Consider the following 21,977-nt stretch of genomic DNA (forward strand, 5'->3'; position numbering starts at 1 on the left):
TATGTTCTATCGTGAGGCCGGAGATTTCAAAGTCTCTTACGTGGATGACAGCCAGACTTTCCCGATCAAGTTCGATCGGTACCGGTACTATGCCGTTCTGGCGGTGGCGTTCGGGATCATTCCGTTCATCATCAACGATTACTGGGCGAACGCGCTGCTGTTGCCTTTCCTGATCTATGCGATTGCGGCTATCGGGCTGAACATTCTCGTGGGTTATTGCGGGCAGGTCAGCCTTGGCACCGGGGGCTTCATGGCTGTGGGGGCGTATGCCTGCTACAAGCTGATGACCGCGTTCCCGGATGTCAGCATGTTCATTCACGTGTTGTTGGCTGGCGGGATCACAGCCATCGTCGGTGTACTGTTCGGATTGCCATCCTTGCGGATCAAGGGGTTTTACCTGGCGGTGGCGACGCTGGCAGCACAGTTCTTCCTGGTCTGGCTCTTCAACCGGGTCCCGTGGTTCTACAATTACTCGGCGTCAGGGCAGATCAACGCGCCGGAACGGGATGTGTTCGGAATCATCATCACCGGCCCAAATGCATCGGCCTGGGCCACATACCTGTTCTGCCTGATTTTCCTGACCTTCTGCGCCATCATTGCGCGTAACCTGACGCGTGGCACGACAGGGCGCACATGGATGGCGATCCGTGACATGGATATCGCGGCTGAAATCATCGGGGTGAACCCTTTGAAAGCCAAACTGACCGCCTTTGCCGTCAGCTCGTTCTTTGTGGGCGTGGCCGGAGCGCTGTTCTTTGCGGTTTATCTGGGCGCGGTTGAGGTCGGAGAAGTGTTCGGCATCCAGAAATCGTTCCTTGTGCTGTTCATGGTAATTATCGGAGGGTTAGGCTCGATTTTCGGCTCATTTGCAGGTGCTGCTTTCCTTGTGCTGCTGCCGGTGGTTCTGAAAGTGGTCGGTGTCGATGTGCTCGGCTGGCCAACGGATATCGTAGCGCATCTGCAGTTGGTGATCGTGGGCGCACTGATCATCATGTTCCTGATACTGGAGCCGCATGGTCTGGCACAGCTGTGGCGAGTTGCGAAAGAGAAACTGAGACTCTGGCCGTTCCCACACTAAGGGCAGGCCCAATCAAAAAGACGGGTGCGAAAACCCGAACACACCATCGGATCAATCAAGGGAGGAAACACCCGATGAACAAGAAACTGGCAACCGTGGCGCTGAGCGCCCTTATGGCCGCAGGGCCGGCGATGGCGGATCTTGTGATCCCTGATCTCAGCTATCGCACAGGGCCATATGCAGCAGGCGGTATCCCGTTTTCGGACGGTTACAACGACTATTTCACTCTGCTCAACGAGCGGGATGGCGGCATCGGTGGAGAACCGGTCCGGGTGGTCGAATGTGAAACCGGATATAACACCGAAAAGGGTGTGGAATGCTATGAATCGACCAAAGGCGAAGGCGCGCTGGTCTATCAACCCCTGTCGACCGGTATCACTTATCAGCTGATCCCCAAAGTGACCGCAGATGGTATTCCGCTGCACACGATGGGCTACGGCCGAACCTCGGCTGCCAACGGCAAAGTGTTCAGCAACGTGTTCAACTATCCGGCCAACTACTGGAACGGGGCCTCGGGCGCGATCAACTATCTGCTGAACGAAAACGGTGGTGACCTGAGCGGCAAGAAAATCGCACTGGTCTATCACAACTCGGCCTATGGCAAGGAGCCGATCCGCACGCTGGAAACGCTGGCGGAAAAGCACGGGTACGAGCTGACCCTGCTGCCGGTGGACCATCCGGGGCAGGAGCAGAAATCGCAATGGCTGCAGATCCGTCGTGAAAAGCCGGACTATGTGGTCATGTGGGGCTGGGGCGTGATGAACCAGGTTGCGGTACAGGAAGCCGCCAACATCCGTTTCCCGATGGAAAACTTCATCGGCGTCTGGTGGTCGGGTGCTGAGTTTGACGTTGAACCGGCAGGCGACAAGGCCACTGGTTACAAGGCTTTGACCTTTACCGGCCTGGGCGATGACTATCCGGTTTATGACGACCTGAAGAAATACGTCGTGGACTCGGGCAAAGCTGCAGGTGCCGGCGATCAGCTGGGTGCGGTGCAGTACAACCGCGGTCTCTATGCGGCGATGCTGGCGTCGGAAGCCATCAAAACCGCGCAAGAGATGCATGGCGTAACCGATATCACCCCGGCGATGATGCGGGACGGCATGGAAGCCCTGGAAATGACCAATGCCAAAATGGATGCGTTGGGCATGGCAGGCTTTGGCCCCGAGTTCAGCGTCAGCTGTGAAAACCACGGCGGCCCGGGTCTGGTGGGTGTTGTTCAGTGGGATGCCTCGACCGGGAACTGGAACAAGATCCAGGACTTCATGCCAACCGATGCAGAAGTGATTGGCGCACTGATTGCCGAAGATTCGGCAGCCTACGCGGCCGAGAACAACATCGAACAGCGCTGCGAATAACGGCAGGCTTGCCCCGGTTTAAACCGGGACACCAAACCCCGGAGCGGCGGGTTGATCGCCGCTCCTCACGAACAGTCCCGAAGGGGACAGGCATGAGGACACGCGCTGATGCTTGATGCGGCACAAACAACTGACGTGCAGGCGGAAACCCTGCTTGAGGTCAACAATATCGAGGTGATCTACAACCATGTGATCCTCGTGCTGAAAGGCGTCAGCCTGACTGTGCCCAAGGGCGGTATTACGGCTCTGCTGGGGGGCAATGGTGCGGGTAAGACGACCACGCTCAAGGCAGTTTCGAACCTGCTGCATTCGGAACGTGGCGAGGTCACGAAAGGCTCGATCAAGTATCGTGGCGAGAGCGTACATGAAAGCGACCCTGCCGTGCTGGTAGAAAAAGGTGTGATTCAGGTGATGGAAGGCCGTCACTGTTTTGAACACCTGACGGTCGAGGAAAACCTGCTGACCGGCGCCTATACCCGCAAGGATGGCAATGCCGCCATCCAACAGGACCTTGAACTGGTCTACAATTATTTTCCCCGCTTGAAAGAGCGTCGCCGCTCGCAGGCAGGCTACACCTCGGGCGGAGAACAGCAGATGGTCGCCATGGGGCGGGCTTTGATGTCGCGGCCTGAGACGATTCTGCTGGACGAACCCTCGATGGGGCTCGCGCCGCAGTTGGTCGAAGAGATTTTCGGCATTGTGAAGGACCTCAACGAGAAAGAGGGCGTGTCCTTCCTGTTGGCCGAGCAGAACACAAACGTTGCCCTGCGGTTTGCGCATTACGGATACATTCTGGAATCCGGGCGCGTGGTGATGGATGGCCCGGCCGCCGAACTGCGCGAGAACCCGGATGTAAAGGAGTTCTACCTTGGTATGTCTGACGAAGGCCGCAAAAGCTTTCGCGATGTGCGGTCCTATCGTCGCCGCAAGAGGTGGCTGTGAGCGGATGGAGGATATGGCGATGACCTATTTCGACGCACTCGAAACACGCTCGGTAGACGAACGCGCTTCCGATCAGGCAGCGGCCCTTTTAGAACAGGTCACGCGGGCGAAATCTGCCCCCGGATTTGCTGCACACCTGTCTGAAACAGACACTAATAAGGTGGTTTCGACAGATGATCTGCCGATGCTGCCCGTGCTGCGCAAGTCGGATCTGACTCGTGCACAGTCTGAACGCCCTCCTTTTGGCGGGTTTACCGTGAAGCCTGCGCGCCACTTCCATCACGTGTTCCAGTCCCCCGGACCGATCTATGAGCCGGGCGGCACCGATCACGACTGGTGGCGTATGGGTCGGTTCCTGAATGCTGCTGGCGTTAGCGCTGGTGATATTGTTCAGAACTGTTTTGGCTACCACCTGACACCGGCAGGTATGATCTTTGAAAACGGCGCCCGCGCTGTTGGTGCTGCCGTATTGCCAGCGGGAACCGGGCAGACCGAATTGCAGGTGACTGCGGCGCGCGACGTTGGCTGTACCGCCTATGCAGGCACGCCGGATTACCTGAAGGTCATTCTGGACAAGGCCGACGAGATGGGTGTTTCGCTGAATTTCTCGAAGGCCGCTGTTGGTGGTGGTGCGCTGTTCCCGTCTCTGCGTCAGGAATACGCGGATCGTGGCATTTCGTGTCTGCAATGTTATGCGACGGCGGATCTGGGTAACATCGCCTATGAAAGCGCCGCGATGGAGGGGATGATCATCGACGAACATGTGATCGTCGAGATTGTGACCCCCGGAACCGGTACTCCGGTAGGCCCGGGCGAAGTGGGCGAGGTGGTTGTGACTTCTCTCAACCCCGATTACCCGCTGATCCGCTTTGCAACCGGAGATCTTTCGGCAGTCATGCCGGGTGTCTCGCCCTGTGGTCGGACCAACACCCGGATCAAAGGCTGGATGGGTCGCGCCGATCAGACCACCAAGATCAAGGGTATGTTTGTACGCCCGGAACAGGTTGCCGCCTTGGTCGACAAACATGAAGAAATTGTCAAAGCCCGCGTTATTGCTGCCCGTCAGGGCGAGATGGACACGATGACAGTCCGTATCGAAAGCCCATGCGGTGATGACATGGCATATGCCAAGTCGGTGGCCGAGGTGCTGAAGCTTAAAGGCGCGATCGAGGTTGTGGCGCCTGGATCGCTGCCCAAAGACGGTGTGGTGATCGAGGATCAGCGCGTTTACGAGTAACGGTATTTTCAGGTCTGCGGCAGTTTGTGCCGCAGATTTGTTGACCGATGCACTGGTGTTTCCGAGCTTTTTGGTCGATTAAAGGCGAACCCTTCGCCTTTGCCAATCACAAGCCGGGATGATGGCCGAAATCGAGTTTTCACAAAACGGATCGCGCAATCGCGGTGTACGCGGTACCCGACTGCTGGCGGGGATCGCCTATGTTGTGGCTGCGGCGTGCTTATTGCCCATGATTGCCGTGGTTCTGGCGGCCGTGACTGGTGGAACGGATACGATCTCGCATCTGATGGAGACGGTGCTGCCCAGCTATATTGCGACGACCCTGATTCTTGTGGTTTTGGTCGCGGCGGGTACGTTTAGTATCGGTACCGGGGCTGCCTGGCTGGTGACGATGACGCGTTTTCCCGGCGTGCGGGTTCTTGAGATCGCACTGGTCCTTCCACTGGCCTTTCCGGCCTATGTTCTGGCCTATGCCTATACCTTTATTCTGGACCACCCAGGCATCGTTCAAAGCACGCTACGTGATGTAACGGGCTGGGGCCCGCGCGACTACTGGTTCCCCGAAATCCGCTCGACCGAGGGCGCGGCGGTTATGCTGATTCTTGTGCTTTATCCATATGTCTACCTGCTGGCGCGGGCTGCTTTCCTGCAGCAAAGTTCGACGGCGTTTTTGGCGGCACGGGCGCTGGGCAACAATCCATGGCTGGCGTTTCGGCGCGTTTCACTCCCGATGGCGCGGCCTGCAATTGCAGGCGGCGTTCTGCTTGCTGTCATGGAGACCATCGCTGATTTCGGAACCGTATCGTATTTTGGTGTGCAGACCTTTGCCACCGGGATCTACACAAGCTGGTTCTCTATGGCCGACCGAGCGGCGGCGGCGCAACTTGCGCTATGCCTGCTGGTCTTTGCCCTGATCATGGCGGTGGCCGAGCGTACCCAGCGCGGCAAAGCAAAATACTATCAGGCCGGGAAACAGCATGTGGCGCAACCGGCGGCCCATCTGACGGGTCTGCGTGCCTTTGGGGCATTCCTGCTCTGTGCGATACCCGTTCTTTTTGGCTTTCTGCTGCCAGTCATCATCCTGGTCGAGATGGGTTTGGAATCCGAACAGAACCTGCTGTCGGGCCGCTATATAGGCTTCATTCAGAACTCGCTGATCCTTGCTGGTACGGCAGCGGTTGTCACTGTCTTTGCGGCGATCTGTGTCGGGTTCTTTCAACGCCTCAGACCGGGGCGCGCCTCGTCTGCGACTGCCTATATGGCACGGCTGGGATATGCTGTGCCCGGTGGCGTCATCGCGGTCGGTTTGATTGTGCCCTTCGCCAGCTTTGACAACGCGCTGGACGCCTGGATGCGGCAGACCTTCGATGTGTCTACGGGGCTGCTGGTTACAGGTTCGATCTGGTTGCTGGTCGCGGCCTATATGGTACGGTTTCTAGCTGCTGCACTCAGCGCGTATGAGGGTGGTCAAAGCACGGTACACGCCAATATGGATGCCGCGGCCCGCTCACTGGGTCAGACGCCGTTGGGAACGCTGCGGCGTGTTCACCTTCCCATCCTGACCCCGTCTCTGTTGACGGCCCTGCTAATTGTGTTCGTCGACGTGATGAAGGAACTTCCCGCGACGCTGATCATGCGTCCGTTCAATTTCGACACATTGGCGGTGCAGGCTTATCGACTGGCCTCGGATGAGAGATTGGAGGGCGCAGCTGTGCCTTCGCTGGTCATACTGGCGGTGGGTCTGCTGCCCGTAATCCTGATCTGCCGTCAGGTTGGCCGGCGGTAACACTTGTGTTGTAATTGTCAGACAACAGCGCATCAGGCTTGATTCAAAAACGATTTCCGGCAAGGCTGGAGGTATGAATATGCAGCCTCCCAGCCGGTTCTCGGCAAGCGCAGCGCAGATGCCCGTAGCTTTCGACCGGCATGAGATGTCTCAAATCCTATCCGTTTATGGTCGGATGGTCGCCGCCGGAGAATGGCGCGATTATGGTATTTCCAACCTGCGCGATATGGCGGTGTTCTCGATTTTCCGGCGCACCGCGGAACACCCGATCTACCGCGTCGAAAAGCATCCGCGTCTGAGATCCAGACAGGGGATGTATTCTGTCATAGGTATGGATGGCCGCATCCTGAAACGCGGTCATGATCTGCGCGCGGTTTTGCGGGTGTTGGAACGCAAGCTGATCCGGGCCGTGAACCCGGACTAGAGTCTAAGGCGCAGGATGTCGTCCATATCCTGTTACAGCCCCGAACTCTTTGCGGCCGATGCGAGAGATAGCGTCTTCCAAAGGCTCTTTGGCAACGGCCATGTGATATGCGTTCGAATGCAGAAGCGTGTCCTGATCCAGCATCATGCCTACGTGACCTTTCCAAAACACCAGATCACCACGGCGAAGCTCGGGTTTTGAGATTGGCTTGAAGAACTCTGCTTGCATGTCGCTATCGCGAGGGCAGGGCAATCCGCAGGAATGAAAAGCGATTTGAATCAGACCCGAGCAGTCAATTCCAAGCCCGGTATCGCCACCATAGATGTAAGGGGTGGTAAGAAACTTTTCCGCCATGGCTGCAGGATCAGAACCCAGCCAGTCTTTTTCGACCAGCTGTGTTTCGCGAATGTACCGCGGTGTTGGGATGTGGCCTTCTTCTTTCACGCAAACCCAACCGGTCGAACGAATGGCTTTTTCGCGTTCAGAATCGTGGCGCGGCCAGTATTCAACACCAGCGCCAAAAGGCAGAATCCGCTCATTCGCGTTTTTCGTCACATCGGGGTGTTTCAACGAAACTGCCCTTGGCACGGAAACTCGATGCGTTGGCTGAAGCGGCCGAACCGCTATTTCCTGTCGCACCCAGCCAACATAGCCATCTTTTTCGCGAAACCCGAACAGGTGGTTCTGCGTCCGTTCCAAGATGATGAATACTTCTCCACACACCATTTGGCACCGCCGGCTACCATTGGGTTTGTCCAGAACGTCCCGCACAACCGATTGGATGCGATATGTTTCACCATCCGTGAAACCGTCAGCTTCTACCTGACCTTTCAACGATGAATGCGCTACCCGTCCGTTGAAGGGGAGCAACCTGCGATCCGTCATAGCTCCAATATCCCCGGCAATGCCGTCAAAATGGCGCGTGGTCCCTGACCCAGACCGCCTTTTGTACGACCGGGCTCCTTACCAGTCTGCCAAGAGTAAATGTCGAAATGGATATACCGACGCACGCCCACGAACCGGCGCAGAAACAAAGCGGCGGTGATCGATCCTGCAAATCCACCCGATGGCGCGTTGTCCAGATCCGCAATGCCGGGTTCAATCATTGCTTCATAAGGCGTGTGGAACGGCATGCGCCAAACCGGATCAGCCGAAGCTTCTGCGGCGTGGAACACGGCAGATGCGCAGTGTTCATCATCTGTGTAGAACGGTGCCAGATCAGGGCCCACGGCCACACGGGCGGCACCGGTGAGCGTCGCCATCGAGATCACCAGATCGGGCTTTCCTTCAGCTGCAAATGCCAGTGCATCCGCCAACACCAGACGCCCTTCTGCATCCGTATTGTTGATCTCGACCGTCAGCCCTTTGCGGGAGGTCAGAATGTCTCCGGGACGGAACGCATTCCCGGCCACCGCATTTTCGACCGCCGGGATCAAAACTCGCAGTTGCAGCGGAAGCTCCAGTGCCATGATCATCCGGGCCAGCCCCAGCACATTGGCCGCACCACCCATGTCTTTCTTCATCAGACCCATGGATGCGCCCGGTTTCAGGTTCAGCCCGCCCGTGTCAAAACATACACCTTTGCCGACCAGCGTCAGTTTGGGACCGCTGCTTCCCCAGTTCAGTTCAATCAGCCGCGGGGACTGCTCCGCGGCCCGTCCCACCGCGTGGATCATAGGGAAGTTCTGATCCAGCAGCGCATCGCCGGTGATCACATCGCACGAGGCGCTGAATTCACCGGCCAGAGTCTCGGCCGCTTGCTGCAATTGGTCAGGTCCCATGTCGGAAGCAGGCGTATTCACCAGATCGCGGGTCAGAACCTCTGCATTGGCCATGGCTTCGATACGGTTGGCGTCGATACCATCTGGAGCAATCAGCGCCGCTGATCCACTGGATTGAGACGCGTATCGATCAAAGGCGTAGCCGGTCATCAGCCAGCCAAAACACTCCATCTCAATCCGGTCAGCGGGAACGCCTGACGCGATGTGATAGGTTCCTTCCGGCAAGGCCATGGCTGCCGCGGCCAGAGGGAACCGTTTTCGCGCGCGCTTGTCTACTGTTCCATAACCGGCCAGCACAAAGTCTACTGCGCCACTCTCAGCCGGTACCAGCAGCGTCTGCCCCAGCGCACCAGCGAACCGGTTCGCTGTTACCCAGGACTGCACAGCATCCGGCTGATCCTTCAACCATCCATCCAGATCCGGTTGCGCAACCACATGAAGCGGTAAGGAACGGTCAGAGGATGGGGCGAAAGACAGGGTCATGGGTATCTCGGCTGATGGTATCTGCGCACAGATTAGCCGCGCATGATCTGCCCGCAACCCCTGTCAGACGGAAAGGTCCTGCTGGTCCCAGACGGCTGTCAGCGACCGTTCTCCGACCCGGATCAAACGCCCCAGCGTTGCACCTGTCGCAACTGCGTCACCGGCATCGACGGTCCGGGCCACGTCGCCTGCCACCCGGGCCAGGGCCGTCATCCCGATCTGCTCGGAAATTGCGACCAGAGATCTGGCGCATTTGCGCAGGTCCGCCCAGTCGCGCTGACGCCAGTATCGTTCGCAGTTTGACAAGCGCACGGCCAGTTCTTCTACCGTGCGGCAAAGAACGTCCAGCGCGCTTTTGTCGCCAAGTTGTCGGTACAGTCCGCTCAGTTGATCCGGGTCCAGACGGACAGGTTCCTTGTGTTCAAGCGTGATTATCTTTTCCACCACATTCACCTTAGTTCAAACGCCCCCACGGCGCTGTCTTGATCCTGGCAGCAAATTCCTTTGCAAAACCTTGCGGGGAAAATGGATAATGGCTCGAATTTTCTTTGAATTCGGTTTAGAGCATCCGTCAGCGACAAGAACGGGGACGTTGTAATGGACTTTGCAAAACCTTTGCCGACCTATCTGGTGAAACGGTATCACGGCTGGAAAGCCACAACATATTCGGAAAACCAGGTCTGGTACCGCCGTCTTGCCGATGAAGGACAACGGCCTCGCGCCATGGTGATATCCTGCTGTGACAGTCGGGTTCACGTGACGTCCATGTTCGGTGCTGATCAGGGCGATTTCTTCATTCACCGAAATATCGCCAACCTTGTGCCGCCCTATGCGCCGGACGGAGACCACCACGGCACCAGCGCCGCCATTGAATACGCCGTAACAGCACTCAAGGTCGCGCATCTGATCGTTCTGGGGCATTCGCAATGCGGCGGCGTTCAGGGCTGTATCGATATGTGCAAGGGACAGGCACCCCAATTGGATGCCAAGGAGAGTTTTGTTGGACGCTGGATGGATATTCTGAAGCCGAAATACGATCTGGTGGCGGATATCGAGGACAGCGTCGAACAAGCCCGACAGTTCGAACGTCAGTCGGTTGTTGCTTCTCTGGAAAACCTGATGACCTTCCCGTTTGTCTCGTCAGCCGTTGAACAGGGAGCGCTGAGCTTGCACGGCTTGTGGACCGATATCGGCGCAGGTGGATTGGAAAGCTTTGACCCTCATCAAAAGAAGTTTGTCCCGGTCTAACTAGGACACACTTATATTTCGGAAACGACAAAGATTACGGCTCTGATTCAGGGCCGTATTCTCGTATGCTTTCCTCATTACATTTGAGGATTGGAGCTTACCATGAAAGTCATTAAACGCATCTTCGCAGGATTGGCCGTTTGTATTCTGATTTTGGTCGCCACTTCCTATCTGCTGCCCGGAAAGGCCGAAGTTTCGCGCAGTATTACGGTCGACGCACCGGCGAGCGCTGTCTTTCCTTACGTGAATTCGATGCAGGAGACTGAACAGTGGTCTCCCTGGCTGCATCGTGATCCCGATACCAAACTGGTTTATTCCGGCCCCAAGGCAGGGATTGGGAACACTCTGAACTGGACTTCGGATCACCCACAGGTCGGCACCGGGTCACAGGAAATCGTCGAGAGTGTGGAAAACCAACTGGTCAGAACGGCACTGGATTTCGGCCCGATGGGCGCCGCCTCAGCGTCATTTGCCCTTGAGCCCGACGGGGACGGGACCAAAGTGACCTGGGGGTTTGACTCGGATCTGGGTCTCAACCCCATCTCTCGCTGGATGGGGCTGATGATGGATAAATGGGTTGGCGAGGATTATGAGCGCGGATTGACCAATCTCAAGGCGTTGGTTGAAAGCCACGGTTAGGCGGATTGTTTTCTTGCGCTCGGATCACTCAAACCGAAATCGGGCCAGCTTTCCAAGATGATCCGATCCCATAAAGGGGCGCAGCTCAACCGTTCCGGTTGTTCCTTTCGGAAACAACAGGTTGTCTATCGGCAAAGGGACCTTCCAACTGCCAAGGTTGTGAGTGTTCAGGGCGGTTCCAAAACTCTGATTGTCTGCCGCCGCCGCGATCCGCTGGACGCTTTCGCCCCAAGGCACCATGTTGAAATCGCCGGCAATCAGCACCGGACCTTCGAGTTTCCTGATCCGGTCGGCAATCACCTGGCTTTGATTGTACTGGTCGTAGGGAAACGGCCATTTCAGATGAAGTGATACAACCCAAACCAAACTGCCGCCGGGTGTTTCGACCTGCACGCCGACAAGCCCATAGCCCTCCAGACAGAACTCGGAGTCTTCGACAATTGGCAGATTCGTCAGTATGGCGACGTTTTGTTCTGGTCGAAATTCACAGATTGCTTTTGACGGATAGTGCTCGAACAGGTTGCTCATGTATTTGCGATTGTGACTGGAGACTTCCTGCAAAGTCACGATCTCGGCATTGGACCCGATGATATCATCGGCTAGGGAATAGCGTGGCCAGGCTGCACTCATCAGGTTTTTTTGATAGAGCGTCAGGCAGGAGCCGTCGCAGTCACCTGACGGCGCAGCAACGCTCACTGCGATTGATCCGATGGCGACCGCGGCAAAGGCCAGCGTGGTCAATGCAAGATATCTGGCACGTAGGCACAGTAAAACCGTGGCGCAGGGCAAAAGCAAAACCCCGGCCTGCGGGCGCAGAAGAGCAATCGAGTCCCCCACGGCAAATAGCTTTCCGGTAAAACCAATTAGGACCAGTCCCATCAGGATACCAGCGCATCCGATTACCAGATTTCGTACAATCCTGCCTTTGGTCCAATGTCGCATGCTCTGCCTCTGCCGCTCTGATCAGGACAATGCACGTGGTTTGCATGGCCACATGTTTCGCTGTCAAAGCGCGAAATATGGTGACAAGCCAGCCTGTCTTTATCAACAGGAAGAGATTGAAATGTGCCACGTCAACCGACATGGCACAATCGGTTGTTCCGATCAGCCTTTCTTCAGAACCTCACGGCCCAGCAATTCGGCGATCTGTACCGCGTTCAGCGCGGCACCCTTGCGCAGGTTGTCGCTGACGCACCACAGGTTCAGACCATTTTCCACGGTCGAATCCTGACGGATACGGCTGATGAATGTGGCGAAGTCGCCCGCGCATTCGATGGGCGAGACGTAACCACCGGCTTCGCGCTTGTCGATCACCATGATGCCCGGTGCTTCACGCAGGATGTCGCGGGCCTCGTCTTCGTCCAGGAATTCTTCGAACTCGATGTTCACGGCCTCGGAATGGCCAACGAAAACGGGAACGCGGACGCAGGTTGCTGTGACCTTGATTGTCGGATCGACGATCTTCTTGGTCTCGACAACCATCTTCCACTCTTCCTTGGTCGAGCCGTCTTCCATGAAGACGTCGATCTGCGGAATGACGTTGAAGGCGATCTGTTTCTGGAACTTCTTCGGCTCAACCTCGGTGGTGGGGTTGTAGATGGCCTTGGTCTGATCCCAAAGCTCGTCCATGCCTTCTTTACCTGCACCCGAAACCGACTGATAGGTCGACACGACGACGCGTTTGATTTTGGCGCGGTCATGCAGCGGCTTCAGTGCGACAACCATTTGCGCTGTCGAGCAGTTGGGGTTGGCAATGATGTTCTTGTTTTTGTAATCGTGGATCGCCTCGGGGTTACATTCCGGCACGATCAGCGGAATGTCCGGGTCGTAGCGATAGAGCGACGAGTTATCGATCACCACACAGCCAGCCGCCGCCGCCTTGGGGGCGTAGGTCTTGGTGGCGTCCGAGCCGATGGCAAACAGTGCCATGTCCCAGCCGGTGAAGTCGAAGGTGTCGATGTCCTGGGTCGTCAGTGTCTTGTCGCCAAAGCTTACTTCTGTACCCAGTGAACGACGGCTTGCCAGCGCGGCAAGTTCATCGACCGGGAACTGGCGTTCCGCCAGGATGTTCAGCATTTCGCGGCCCACGTTACCCGTGGCGCCGGCGACAACGACGCGATAGCCCATTTCATGTCTCCAAAGTTAAGGACGCGCGTTCATAGCTGCGTTGCGGCGAAGAAAAAAGGGCTATCACAAGCGAATTGATCGAATTGACGTCGATTCTAGCCGGAATGCGCTGTTTCGCCTGTGTCCAGCAAAGACCGATAGACGCGCACGATGGCCTCGGCCTCACCTTCGATTCGAAAATTCTGTTCAACGTGCTGTCTGGCGACCTGACCAGATTGGGCCAGCTTGTCCGGGTCGCTCAGCATCTGTTCCAGCGCTTCGGCCAGCGCCGTTGCGTTGTCTTTTTCGATCAAACGGCCGGTTTCCCTGTCCTTGATTTGGGCGCTGAAGGCTCCGACGCCATGGCAGGCGATTGCTGGGACGCCTGAGGCCATCGCCTCAAGTGGTGTCAGGCCGAACCCTTCGTGACGAGCCGGGGCTACAAACAGATCCAGCGCGCGATAAGTTTCCACGATTTCTTCCCATGGACGTTCGCCAAGGAAATGCACACGCTTGGACAAACCGGCGGCTTTAAGTTTGGCCTCCTGCTCCTGTTGGAACGTTTCAAACTCTTTTGTGGCGCGTCCGGTAAAAACAATGCTGGCGTCCGGATAGGTTGGCAGAACTTTGATCGCTGCATCCACCAGCAGATCGACGCCCTTTTGCGGCCGAATACGCCCGAAACACCCGATCAAAGTGCCATTGGGCAGGCCCAGTTTTTGACGCAGGGCGGGTTTGTCCAGAGCCGGATGAAACAGTTCCGTGTTCACTCCATGCATGACGACAGTCGAGGGATGTTCGAGAAAGGACGCCGCTTGGGGTGTCGTGGCGATCAGCGCATCCATTTTCGAGATCAGCCATTTGGTGAACCCGGAATGATCTCGCTGTGCGGCCGAAGTGAACAGCAGTTTCAAATTGCGCCGCAGCACGTGTTTCAGAAACAGGCCCATCAGCATTTCGGTGTTGCGGCGCGCGTGCCAGACCCGGCGTTGGCGGTTGGATAGGAACGGAACCTTGATCAGCCGGATGTGGGGCAGGTCATCTGGCAGGCCAGGGCCAGTGGCGACGATCCTGATCATGCGCTTTTGGATCGGCAACAGGCGGATGACGGTTGTGGTGACGCCGGACAGGCTGTGTTTCAGGTTTGGCGCTATAACCTCAATATCCTGCACAGCTTACTCCGTAATCGCTTCAATCCACACTATCCCGGCTGAATAGATAGATCACGCAACCAATGGCAAGTGTTACGGTAAAAAACCCGAAAATCGCTATGTAAGGTGCGGATGTCCCTGCCTGAATGGTGGCGGCGTGAATGCGCCCGGTAACAAACTGGGCGATTCCTACACCCCCGATCCCGAAAAGGTTTAACAGCGTCACGCCACGGCCCACCAAATGCGAAGGCACGAAGGCCCGGCCATGGGCCATGATGACCGGAAAGCTGGCCCCGGTGAAACCAATGACGGCCAACAGCAAAACGGACAGCCATATGGCATTGTCAATCCACAGGCAAAGCATGGTCAGTGCCACTGCACCCAGCGCGTTGCCTGTGAAGACAACCCACTTTCGCGTGCCAAAGATGCGATCCAGCGGCCCGTAGACAAAGGTCCCTGCAATCATCGCAGACCCCATGATCAATGTTGCAGTGCCGATCTGAGTGGTGCTGAGCCCGAAGACATCGTTCAAATAGGGACCCGCCCAAAGCCCGCGCAGGGCGGCAGAGGGTGCATATGCCACCAGCATCAAGGGCATGATCAGCCAAAGTGCAGGCTCTTTGAGAAGGTCCAGAAGCGATCCTTTGTGTTCCGTCTCGACTTTGGCGGGGTCACGCACGCTCAGCCAAATTCCCAAGGCAATTGCAGCAGATATTGCGGCCAGCCCCATCATCGTTGCCCGCCATCCCATCCACTCCACCGCAAGCGCGGTCGGGTAGGAGGCCACCAGATTGCCCACCGAGCCGACCCCCAGCATCACGGCCGCTAATGTAGCGAACCGCGCCGGAGGGTATTCGCGGGCAAAGATGTAATACGATGCCATCAGGACCGGAGAGCACCCGACGCCGATCAGGCCCATGGCGATGCTGACATGCAATGGCGCCGTCGCGACGGCAAAAATCGCAGCTCCACCTGCGCCGCCCGCCAGAAGCAGCGCGGCTGCGGTCAGCCGCGGGCCGACCCTGTCCAGCGCCCAGCCCACCGGGATTTGCATTGCCGCAAACACCAGAAACCAAAGGCCTGAGGCAAAGGCCAGATCTTCGGGTGTTGCGCCGATATCGCGTTCAAGATCCAGGCTGAGAACGGCCAGAAATGCACGGAAAAACTGGCTAAGCACATAGCCCAGGCATAAAACCACCAAACCTGCCTGCATTTCCTGCCCCTTTTTCCGCTCATACGAAGGGAATGCTTGGCACGCCATGATGCAACGCACAAGCATGTGTACTATGTTTCAAAATGAGGACTTGGGCAGCTGTCCGGCTATCTGTGCCAGAAGATTGATTTAGAGGGGGAAAATGAAAGACCTCCATTCTGCGTTTTACGAAAACCTGCCCCTGTTGCGGGAATTTACTTTACTGGCGGACCCAGCGCAGTTTTCAAACGTGCCGGATGATTGGTTTTTAGGCGTTGCCGATATAGTCGATTCAACCGGCGAAATCGCGCGGGGCAGGTATAAAACCGTCAACACCGTCGGAGCCGCTGTGATATCGGCAATGATAAACGCGATGGACGGCAAGCTGTTTCCTTACGTTTTTGGTGGCGATGGAGCAGCGTTTGCCATCCCTCCCAGCGATGTTGAAACAGCACGGGATAGTCTGGCAGCCTTGCGGCGCTGGGCGGAAGAAGAGTTTTCCATGCCTTTGCGGGCAGCACTGGTGTCGGTGGCCGAGGTTCGAAAAGCGGGCAGGGACCTGCGTGTTGCCAGATTTGCGCCGTCTTCCGGTGTAGACTACGCCATGTTCTCGGGCGGCGGGTTGGCCTGGGCCGAGGCAGAGATGAAAGCAGGTCATCATATGGTTACGCCTGCCGAGACGGGTGCGCAGCCGGACCTGACAGGTTTGTCGTGCAGATGGTCCAACAGCCCGGCACGGCATGGCCAGATCGTTTCTCTGGTCATTGAACCCACCGCATCGGCAACTGAACGTGATTTTGCCGACCTTGCACAATCTGTTCTGTCCGCGTCAGAAGGACTGGAGCGCGCAGGCCATCCGGTGCCTGCAAATGGTCCGCCCATGAGGTGGCCGCCCCCTGGCCTCGACATTGACGCGCATGTCTCGCGCAACGGTCGGAATTTGCTTTTGCACAAGCTCATTTTGTTGGTTCAGAACCTGCTGATCGCGATACTTTTCAAAACCGGCAAACAGCTGGGGCAGTTTGAGCCCGACCACTACAAGAAAATGGTCAGCAGCAATGCCGACTTCCGCAAATTCGATGACGGTCTAAAGATGACGCTGGATTGTGACCCGGCCACTTTGCGACAGATCGAACACATGCTGGAAGAGGCGCGTGGCCGCGGTAAAATTCGGTTCGGTTTGCATGTGCAGGACGAGGCCATGATGACGTGCTTTGTCCCGTCGGCCACACGGGACGATCATGTGCATTTTGTAGACGGAGCCTCGGGCGGATACGCGCAGGCCGCAGCGGCCATGGGCAGTTGAACAGTTAACCGGCTTTCCATTGTGCGGCGAGATCACGTGCTGCTTGTGTTAGCAGCATCACATCAATACCTACCGCCAGAAACTGTGCACCCATATCCAGAAACGCCTGCCGGGCTTCGTCATTTGTGGCCAGAATGCCGGGCGCTTTGCCTGCGGCTTTTATTCGGGCCAATGCATCGCCGATAATTGCTCGGACTTCGGGTGCGGCACTGTTGCCCTGATACCCCATATCTGTCGACAGATCGGCTGGACCGATGAACACGCCATCCACGCCTTCTACCAGTAAAATTTCGTCCAGAGCCGCCAGTCCGGCGCGGGTTTCAACCTGCAGCAACAGGCAGATCTCCTGATCTGCGGTTTGAATATAGTCTCCAAACGATCCGTACATCGTTGCCCGCGATGCCATCGCACCCACACCGCGGACGCCGTCAGGCGGATAGCGGCAGGCCCGAACCAGTTCTCGTGCCTGTTCCGCGCTTTCCACGATCGGAACCAAAACGGTCTGCGCACCTGCATCCAGAACCATCTTGATCAACCAGGTTTCACCCACGGGGACCCTCACAACCGCATGAGAGTCGCTTGCTGCAAGAGCAAGAAGTTGGTCCCGGATCGACCGGATGTCGTTCGGCGCATGCTCTCCATCGATCACCAGCCAATCGAATCCTGCAGTACCCATCATCTCGGCCGCGGCGGGTTCAGCAAAGCTCATCCAGCAACCGATCTGCATCTGCCCCTTAATTAGAGCCTGTTTGAACGCGTTCTTTGGGGCAGCCATATTGTATCCTCATGTTGCAAAACCCTCGGCGCGCGATGATCGCGAAGCAGGCCGTTTCCTCATCTTCTTCCGTGGCGTCAAATTGTCCAGTCTGAATGCTGCTTCTCATCATGGGCTTGATGGCGGGGTTGGTATTTCACTTACATTTTTCTGCGTTTCGGCAAGCTTGTTGTTTCGAATGCAGATTCGAGGGTTCCCTTGCGTAAATTACGGATTTCGGCGATAATTTTATCATGACCGACGACCTCCCACTGACGTCGCGATCTTTGCCCATTGCGCTTTTGCGAGCGCGGGAAAAGGTTATGGGACCCATACGAGCAATGCTGGCCGACGCTGGCGTCACGGAACAACAGTGGCGCGTGTTGCGCGTGTTGAATGAAGAAGGTCCGCAGGAACCGACGCATATTGCCGAACGCGCCTGCCTGTTGTTGCCAAGCCTGACGCGCATATTGCAGAAACTGGAACATCGCGGTCTGATCTCCCGCCGCTGTCATCCGGCGGACCGGCGTCGCCAGATTGTCGAGATCAGCGAACACGGCGTTCAGATCATTCGCGCCAATCTGTCCGTCAGTATGGCACAGGCAGAACGAATTCGTTCTCAACTGGGGCCCGAGAAGCACGAGCTGTTGCTGGATCTTCTGAATGAACTGAAAGACCTCGAAACCTGACGTTGGTCGCGATCCACGGGGAGTTTCCACATGGACCCCGCCGGAGATTTTAGGGGTTCTCTCCGACGGGGTGGCCAGACTCGGGTTTGTTGTTAGGCCTGGCCTGAGGCCGGTTACGTCACGTCAATCCTGACGGTCCAGCCTGCGCATCGGAGTATATGGTGAGCCAGAAGTGTGGCTCTGTTTAGGGTCTTTTGGCCCTTGGGGGAAAGGCCATGCACCTATGCTCTCCGAAACAGTATTAGGCAATTGCCGAACGAAAAGTTGGCCCGCAAGTGGTGTCTTCGCGTCATCTTGGTCGATTGTTTTGCCAAGCGCGTTGTTTTGCTGCCTTCGCACCCCATAAGATGAATGCGACCAGCCAATCTACTTCAGGACTTAGCCCGACTTGCGCCTGAGCCAAGAGTTATTCCGATCTGGTTGAATTCTGATGCTTCAATAAAGACGGATGTGAAATTGTATTCAAACGGCAGATGGCATTCAGGTAAGAATTGAGCAGGTTCGCGCTGAAACAACTGTTGGATATTGGCGAAATCCAGCGTGCATTCCCGACTTGCTGGCGGTTCTGGCAGGCGTAAGATGGCTGCGATGAAAAATTCAGGAACCATTATGTCAAACAGGCTGTTTTCTCTTCCCGACCCCATAATCATCCCTGTCGTTGGTGAGACGGCTGGTTATCCTGTTGGACGCGTTTTCTGCGTCGGTCGAAATTACGCTGCCCATGCAGCAGAGATGGGGAATGAAGTGGATCGCGAAGCGCCGTTCTATTTCACCAAATCCGCGCCAAACGTGATCCTGTCCGGTGCGACGGTTCCGTACCCGGCAGGGACTGAGAATTACCATCACGAAATGGAGCTGGCGCTGGCGATTGGAAAGCCGGTTTTCCGCGCCTCTAGTGCGCAGGCATGGGATGCCGTTTATGCCTATGGCTGTGCGCTAGATATGACCCGCCGCGACCTGCAAATCCGCGAGCGAAACAAGCAGCGGCCCTGGGATCTGGGTAAAGATGTCGAAAACGGAGCAGTTTTTGCACCGCTTACCCCTGCCGCTGACTGGTCTCCGGACGATGACAAACACATCCGGCTAAGCGTGAACGGTGAACTGCGCCAGGACGCGACGCTGGAAGAGCTGATCTGGAAGATCGATGAAGTCATCAGTCATCTGTCCGGTTTTTACCATCTGCGCCCCGGGGATCTGATTTTGACCGGCACGCCGGCCGGCGTTGGCCCGGTCGTGGCTGGGGATAGTCTGTCCGGCGAGATTGATGGATTGAAGTCAGTCCAACTTACTCTGACTGACGCAGATTAGACCCTATTTTGGGTCTTTCAGCCAGTCTTTCGCAAATTCGACATGCGCGACACCTGCCAGTCGTCGCACCCTGTCCAACTCGGCGTTCAAGCGACGCGTGCGCGCGTCAGACCAGCGTACCCCACGTTCCGGCCACAGTGCTTTGACATGTAGAATGTCGCGATCGCGATGCGCCTTCATATCGACCCGGCCAATCAATCGATCACCTTCGAGCAGAGGGAAGACGTAATACCCATATGTGCGCCTGGCTTCGGGCACAAAGACTTCGATACGGTAATGAAAGCCAAACAGCCGTTCGGCCCGGTTACGGTCGCGGAGCATCGGATCAAACGGGCTGAGTACACGGATTCGCCCGGACGGTTGTGGCAAGTCGGTTAGGTGATCCATCAAGTTCGGGCGGGCAAAAGCTTTGCGCAAACGCCCATCGGTACAGGTGATCTCGATCTCTTCAATGTCGCCGGATCCTAGGGCCGCGGCGCACCATTCTTTGGCCTCCGCAGCGCTGACCGTATCCCAAAACGCAGCCAGCTCTCCGGACGTTGCAAAGCCCAACCGATCCATCGCCGCGTTACACAGCCAATCCACGGTGGTTTTTGCATCACACGGCATATTGCCGGGACACAAGCGAGTTTCAATCACGCGCTCGGTCAGGTCATAGCGTTTCTTGAACCCATCGCGGCCCACAACGGTCAATGCCCCCGAACGCCACAGAAACTCCAGAGCGGTTTTCGAGGGATGCCAGTCCCACCAACCGCCCGAGCCTTTCTTTTCATCCTTGCCCACGTCTGACGAGGACACTGGCCCGTGGTCGCGGATGTGTTGCAAGACCGTTTCAAATTGCTGTTCGAACCCATCCCGCCGCCAGTTCTTCCATCGCGCCTTCAGCAAGTCCGCATCGCGCTGAAAGCGTAGGTGCCAGTGCTGATAGAAGGACATCGGGATCACGGCCGCATCATGTGTCCAATGTTCAAACAGCGCATTTTCCCTTTCATAGAGCCTTTTCAGGTTGGCGCTGCGATACGCAGGCCGTCGGGAATACAGGATCATGTCATGAGCGCGGGCGACCGTGTTGATGCTGTCGAGTTGTACGAATCCCAACCGCTGAATCAGGTCCAGGAGCTCACCGCCCTTGGCCGCGCCCGAAGGCTGTTCCGCCATAACATGTCGATCCATGAAAATGGCCCGGGCCGTCCGGTTATCGAGCCGTTTCAGGGATACGCTCATCGCCGCTTCAGGGTGTCGCCATAGCTGATCTTGGGGGTCAGAGTGACCCGTGTTTCGATCTCAGAGTCCGGATCCTTCAGGCGTTCAGCGATGATCTGCGCGGCCTGACGGCCAATATCCAGACGACAGGCATCCATCGTCGCCAGTTGGCGCGGCAAGCCTTGCAAAAGCTCGACGTTGTTGAACCCCGCCAGCCCGATCTGACCCGGAATATCCACGCCCTGTTCCAGCAGGTATAGCAGACCACCAGCACCGATCATGTCGTTGGAATAGTACAGGAAATCCAGCTCGGGCGAGCGTTCCAGCATCGCTTGTGTCATCTCGCGCCCTTTGGCCAGGGCTGAACCGCCGGAATAGAATTCGCGATCTTCGATCTCGATCCCGTGTTTGCCCAGCACTTCGGTGAAACCTTCGAAACGCTTCCGGGCGCGGTGATCCAAAGGCATCTTGGTGCCCATGAAACCGATATGCTGATACCCGGCCTTCAGGATCGCCTGGGCCATCTCGCGCCCGGCGCGTCGGTGCGAGATTCCCACCATCGCGTCCACCGGTTTGCCGTCGGTATCCATGATCTCGACCACTGGAATACCCGCCGAATCCAGCATGGCACGGGCAGCGTCAGTGTGTTCGAGCCCTGCAATGATCACGCCCGAGGGCCGCCACGAGAGCATCTCGTACAACACCTTTTCCTCTTTCTCGGGCAGATAATCCGTCACGCCCACCACGGGCTGCAACTCGGTATCTTCCAATACCTGATTTATGCCGGTCATCACCTCGGGGAAGACCATGTTCGAAAGCGACGGGATGATCACCGCGACCAGATTGACCCGGCTGGACGCCAGCGCGCCCGCGATCTTGTTGGGGACATACCCCAGCTCTTTGGCGGCGGCGAGAACGCGGGTGCGAGTGGCGTCGGACACATCCCCCCGGTTACGCAGAACCCGGCTTACCGTCATCTCGGAGACCCCGGAAGCCTCGGACACATCACGGAGGGTAAGCGGGCGTTTGGTTTCACTGTTCACGGGAGGCACCTGCGTTGTTGTTTTGTCCGATGGTAGCGTGAACGGGTCGGTGTGTACAACAATTGTGCAAAGGCGATGACAACCCGGAAAATCCCGGTTACAGAAGGCCAAGCGTGGCCCCGTGGCTCAACTGGATAGAGCAGCCCCCTCCTAAGGGGCAGGTTGCAGGTTCGAATCCTGCCGGGGTCGCCAGACTAATCTAAAATAGTATGTGCTTTCCACGCCATAGAAGCTTCCTGTACCCCGATA

22 protein-coding genes and 1 tRNA gene are annotated in these 21,977 nt (G+C 57.0%); 12 read left to right on the top strand and 11 right to left on the bottom strand.

Annotated features, from left to right (window positions below):
• The first annotated feature begins 1 nt into the window (after position 1).
• From ACR0K5_RS17345 to ACR0K5_RS17370, 6 genes are all read left to right on the top strand, one after another.
• Positions 2-1,078 carry a branched-chain amino acid ABC transporter permease gene (locus tag ACR0K5_RS17345; protein ID WP_480630903.1) on the top strand — a complete coding sequence of 359 codons (1,077 nt, stop codon included), beginning with the start codon at positions 2-4 and terminating at the stop codon, positions 1,076-1,078.
• 74 nt (positions 1,079-1,152) lie between these two features.
• Positions 1,153-2,436, top strand: a complete 1,284-nt coding sequence (locus ACR0K5_RS17350; protein WP_480630904.1) for an ABC transporter substrate-binding protein — start codon at positions 1,153-1,155, stop codon at positions 2,434-2,436.
• 108 nt (positions 2,437-2,544) lie between these two features.
• Positions 2,545-3,378, top strand: a complete 834-nt coding sequence (locus tag ACR0K5_RS17355) for an ABC transporter ATP-binding protein (RefSeq protein WP_480630905.1) — start codon at positions 2,545-2,547, stop codon at positions 3,376-3,378.
• 19 nt (positions 3,379-3,397) lie between these two features.
• Complete coding sequence (locus ACR0K5_RS17360) at positions 3,398-4,615, top strand: phenylacetate--CoA ligase family protein (protein WP_480630956.1); 1,218 nt, start codon at positions 3,398-3,400, stop codon at positions 4,613-4,615.
• Between the two features lie 121 nt (positions 4,616-4,736).
• Positions 4,737-6,401, top strand: coding sequence for an ABC transporter permease (locus ACR0K5_RS17365; RefSeq protein ID WP_480630957.1), 1,665 nt, complete (start codon positions 4,737-4,739; stop codon positions 6,399-6,401).
• A gap of 73 nt (positions 6,402-6,474) precedes the next feature.
• The gene (locus ACR0K5_RS17370; RefSeq protein WP_117871396.1) at positions 6,475-6,825 is read left to right on the top strand and encodes a DUF2794 domain-containing protein; all 351 of its coding nucleotides are present in this window, start codon (positions 6,475-6,477) and stop codon (positions 6,823-6,825) included.
• 3 nt (positions 6,826-6,828) lie between these two features.
• Here the strand turns inward: ACR0K5_RS17370 and ACR0K5_RS17375 are convergent, their stop codons facing one another.
• From ACR0K5_RS17375 to ACR0K5_RS17385, 3 genes are all read right to left on the bottom strand, one after another.
• Complete coding sequence (locus ACR0K5_RS17375; protein ID WP_480630906.1) at positions 6,829-7,710, bottom strand: C40 family peptidase; 882 nt, start codon at positions 7,708-7,710, stop codon at positions 6,829-6,831.
• On the bottom strand, positions 7,707-9,089 hold the full coding sequence (locus tag ACR0K5_RS17380; RefSeq protein ID WP_480630907.1) for a leucyl aminopeptidase family protein: 1,383 nt from the start codon (positions 9,087-9,089) through the stop codon (positions 7,707-7,709). Before ACR0K5_RS17380 ends, ACR0K5_RS17375 begins: the two co-directional genes overlap by 4 nt.
• A gap of 63 nt (positions 9,090-9,152) precedes the next feature.
• Positions 9,153-9,542 carry a hypothetical protein gene (locus ACR0K5_RS17385; RefSeq protein WP_480630908.1) on the bottom strand — a complete coding sequence of 130 codons (390 nt, stop codon included), beginning with the start codon at positions 9,540-9,542 and terminating at the stop codon, positions 9,153-9,155.
• A gap of 144 nt (positions 9,543-9,686) precedes the next feature.
• Between ACR0K5_RS17385 and ACR0K5_RS17390 the strand changes: the two genes are divergently transcribed.
• The gene (locus tag ACR0K5_RS17390; RefSeq protein WP_480630909.1) at positions 9,687-10,337 is read left to right on the top strand and encodes a carbonic anhydrase; all 651 of its coding nucleotides are present in this window, start codon (positions 9,687-9,689) and stop codon (positions 10,335-10,337) included.
• A 102-nt stretch (positions 10,338-10,439) separates the two neighbouring features.
• Positions 10,440-10,976 carry an SRPBCC family protein gene (locus ACR0K5_RS17395; protein ID WP_480630910.1) on the top strand — a complete coding sequence of 179 codons (537 nt, stop codon included), beginning with the start codon at positions 10,440-10,442 and terminating at the stop codon, positions 10,974-10,976.
• Positions 10,977-11,000: 24 nt separating this feature from the next.
• Here the strand turns inward: ACR0K5_RS17395 and ACR0K5_RS17400 are convergent, their stop codons facing one another.
• The 4 genes from ACR0K5_RS17400 to ACR0K5_RS17415 form a co-directional block, all read right to left on the bottom strand.
• Complete coding sequence (locus tag ACR0K5_RS17400; RefSeq protein WP_480630911.1) at positions 11,001-11,918, bottom strand: endonuclease/exonuclease/phosphatase family protein; 918 nt, start codon at positions 11,916-11,918, stop codon at positions 11,001-11,003.
• Positions 11,919-12,080: 162 nt separating this feature from the next.
• Entirely contained in the window at positions 12,081-13,103 is a 1,023-nt protein-coding gene (locus ACR0K5_RS17405; RefSeq protein ID WP_480630912.1) for an aspartate-semialdehyde dehydrogenase, read from the bottom strand.
• 95 nt (positions 13,104-13,198) lie between these two features.
• On the bottom strand, positions 13,199-14,254 hold the full coding sequence (locus tag ACR0K5_RS17410) for a glycosyltransferase family 4 protein (protein WP_480630913.1): 1,056 nt from the start codon (positions 14,252-14,254) through the stop codon (positions 13,199-13,201).
• Between the two features lie 19 nt (positions 14,255-14,273).
• On the bottom strand, positions 14,274-15,446 hold the full coding sequence (locus ACR0K5_RS17415) for an MFS transporter (RefSeq protein ID WP_480630958.1): 1,173 nt from the start codon (positions 15,444-15,446) through the stop codon (positions 14,274-14,276).
• Positions 15,447-15,588: 142 nt separating this feature from the next.
• Between ACR0K5_RS17415 and ACR0K5_RS17420 the strand changes: the two genes are divergently transcribed.
• The gene (locus ACR0K5_RS17420) at positions 15,589-16,731 is read left to right on the top strand and encodes a DUF3095 domain-containing protein (protein WP_480630914.1); all 1,143 of its coding nucleotides are present in this window, start codon (positions 15,589-15,591) and stop codon (positions 16,729-16,731) included.
• 4 nt (positions 16,732-16,735) lie between these two features.
• Here ACR0K5_RS17420 and ACR0K5_RS17425 read toward each other — a convergent pair whose 3' ends face one another.
• Positions 16,736-17,506, bottom strand: a complete 771-nt coding sequence (locus tag ACR0K5_RS17425; protein WP_480630915.1) for an HpcH/HpaI aldolase family protein — start codon at positions 17,504-17,506, stop codon at positions 16,736-16,738.
• A 233-nt stretch (positions 17,507-17,739) separates the two neighbouring features.
• On the opposite strand from ACR0K5_RS17425, the gene hpaR reads away from it, so the two are divergent.
• Positions 17,740-18,174, top strand: coding sequence for a homoprotocatechuate degradation operon regulator HpaR (gene hpaR / locus ACR0K5_RS17430; protein ID WP_480630916.1), 435 nt, complete (start codon positions 17,740-17,742; stop codon positions 18,172-18,174).
• A gap of 371 nt (positions 18,175-18,545) precedes the next feature.
• On the opposite strand, the gene ACR0K5_RS17435 is transcribed toward hpaR, so the two are convergent.
• Complete coding sequence (locus ACR0K5_RS17435) at positions 18,546-18,782, bottom strand: hypothetical protein (protein ID WP_480630917.1); 237 nt, start codon at positions 18,780-18,782, stop codon at positions 18,546-18,548.
• Position 18,783: 1 nt separating this feature from the next.
• On the opposite strand from ACR0K5_RS17435, the gene ACR0K5_RS17440 reads away from it, so the two are divergent.
• Entirely contained in the window at positions 18,784-19,482 is a 699-nt protein-coding gene (locus ACR0K5_RS17440) for a fumarylacetoacetate hydrolase family protein (protein ID WP_480630918.1), read from the top strand.
• A 3-nt stretch (positions 19,483-19,485) separates the two neighbouring features.
• Here the strand turns inward: ACR0K5_RS17440 and ACR0K5_RS17445 are convergent, their stop codons facing one another.
• Both ACR0K5_RS17445 and ACR0K5_RS17450 read right to left on the bottom strand, forming a co-directional pair.
• Positions 19,486-20,706, bottom strand: a complete 1,221-nt coding sequence (locus ACR0K5_RS17445; RefSeq protein WP_480630919.1) for a winged helix-turn-helix domain-containing protein — start codon at positions 20,704-20,706, stop codon at positions 19,486-19,488.
• Entirely contained in the window at positions 20,703-21,728 is a 1,026-nt protein-coding gene (locus ACR0K5_RS17450; RefSeq protein ID WP_480630920.1) for a LacI family DNA-binding transcriptional regulator, read from the bottom strand. Before ACR0K5_RS17450 ends, ACR0K5_RS17445 begins: the two co-directional genes overlap by 4 nt.
• 115 nt (positions 21,729-21,843) lie before the next feature.
• Here ACR0K5_RS17450 and ACR0K5_RS17455 point away from each other — a divergent pair.
• Positions 21,844-21,920 (top strand) — tRNA-Arg (locus ACR0K5_RS17455).
• The last annotated feature ends 57 nt before the right edge of the window (positions 21,921-21,977 follow it).

The organism is Ruegeria sp. AB9 (assembly GCF_056542585.1).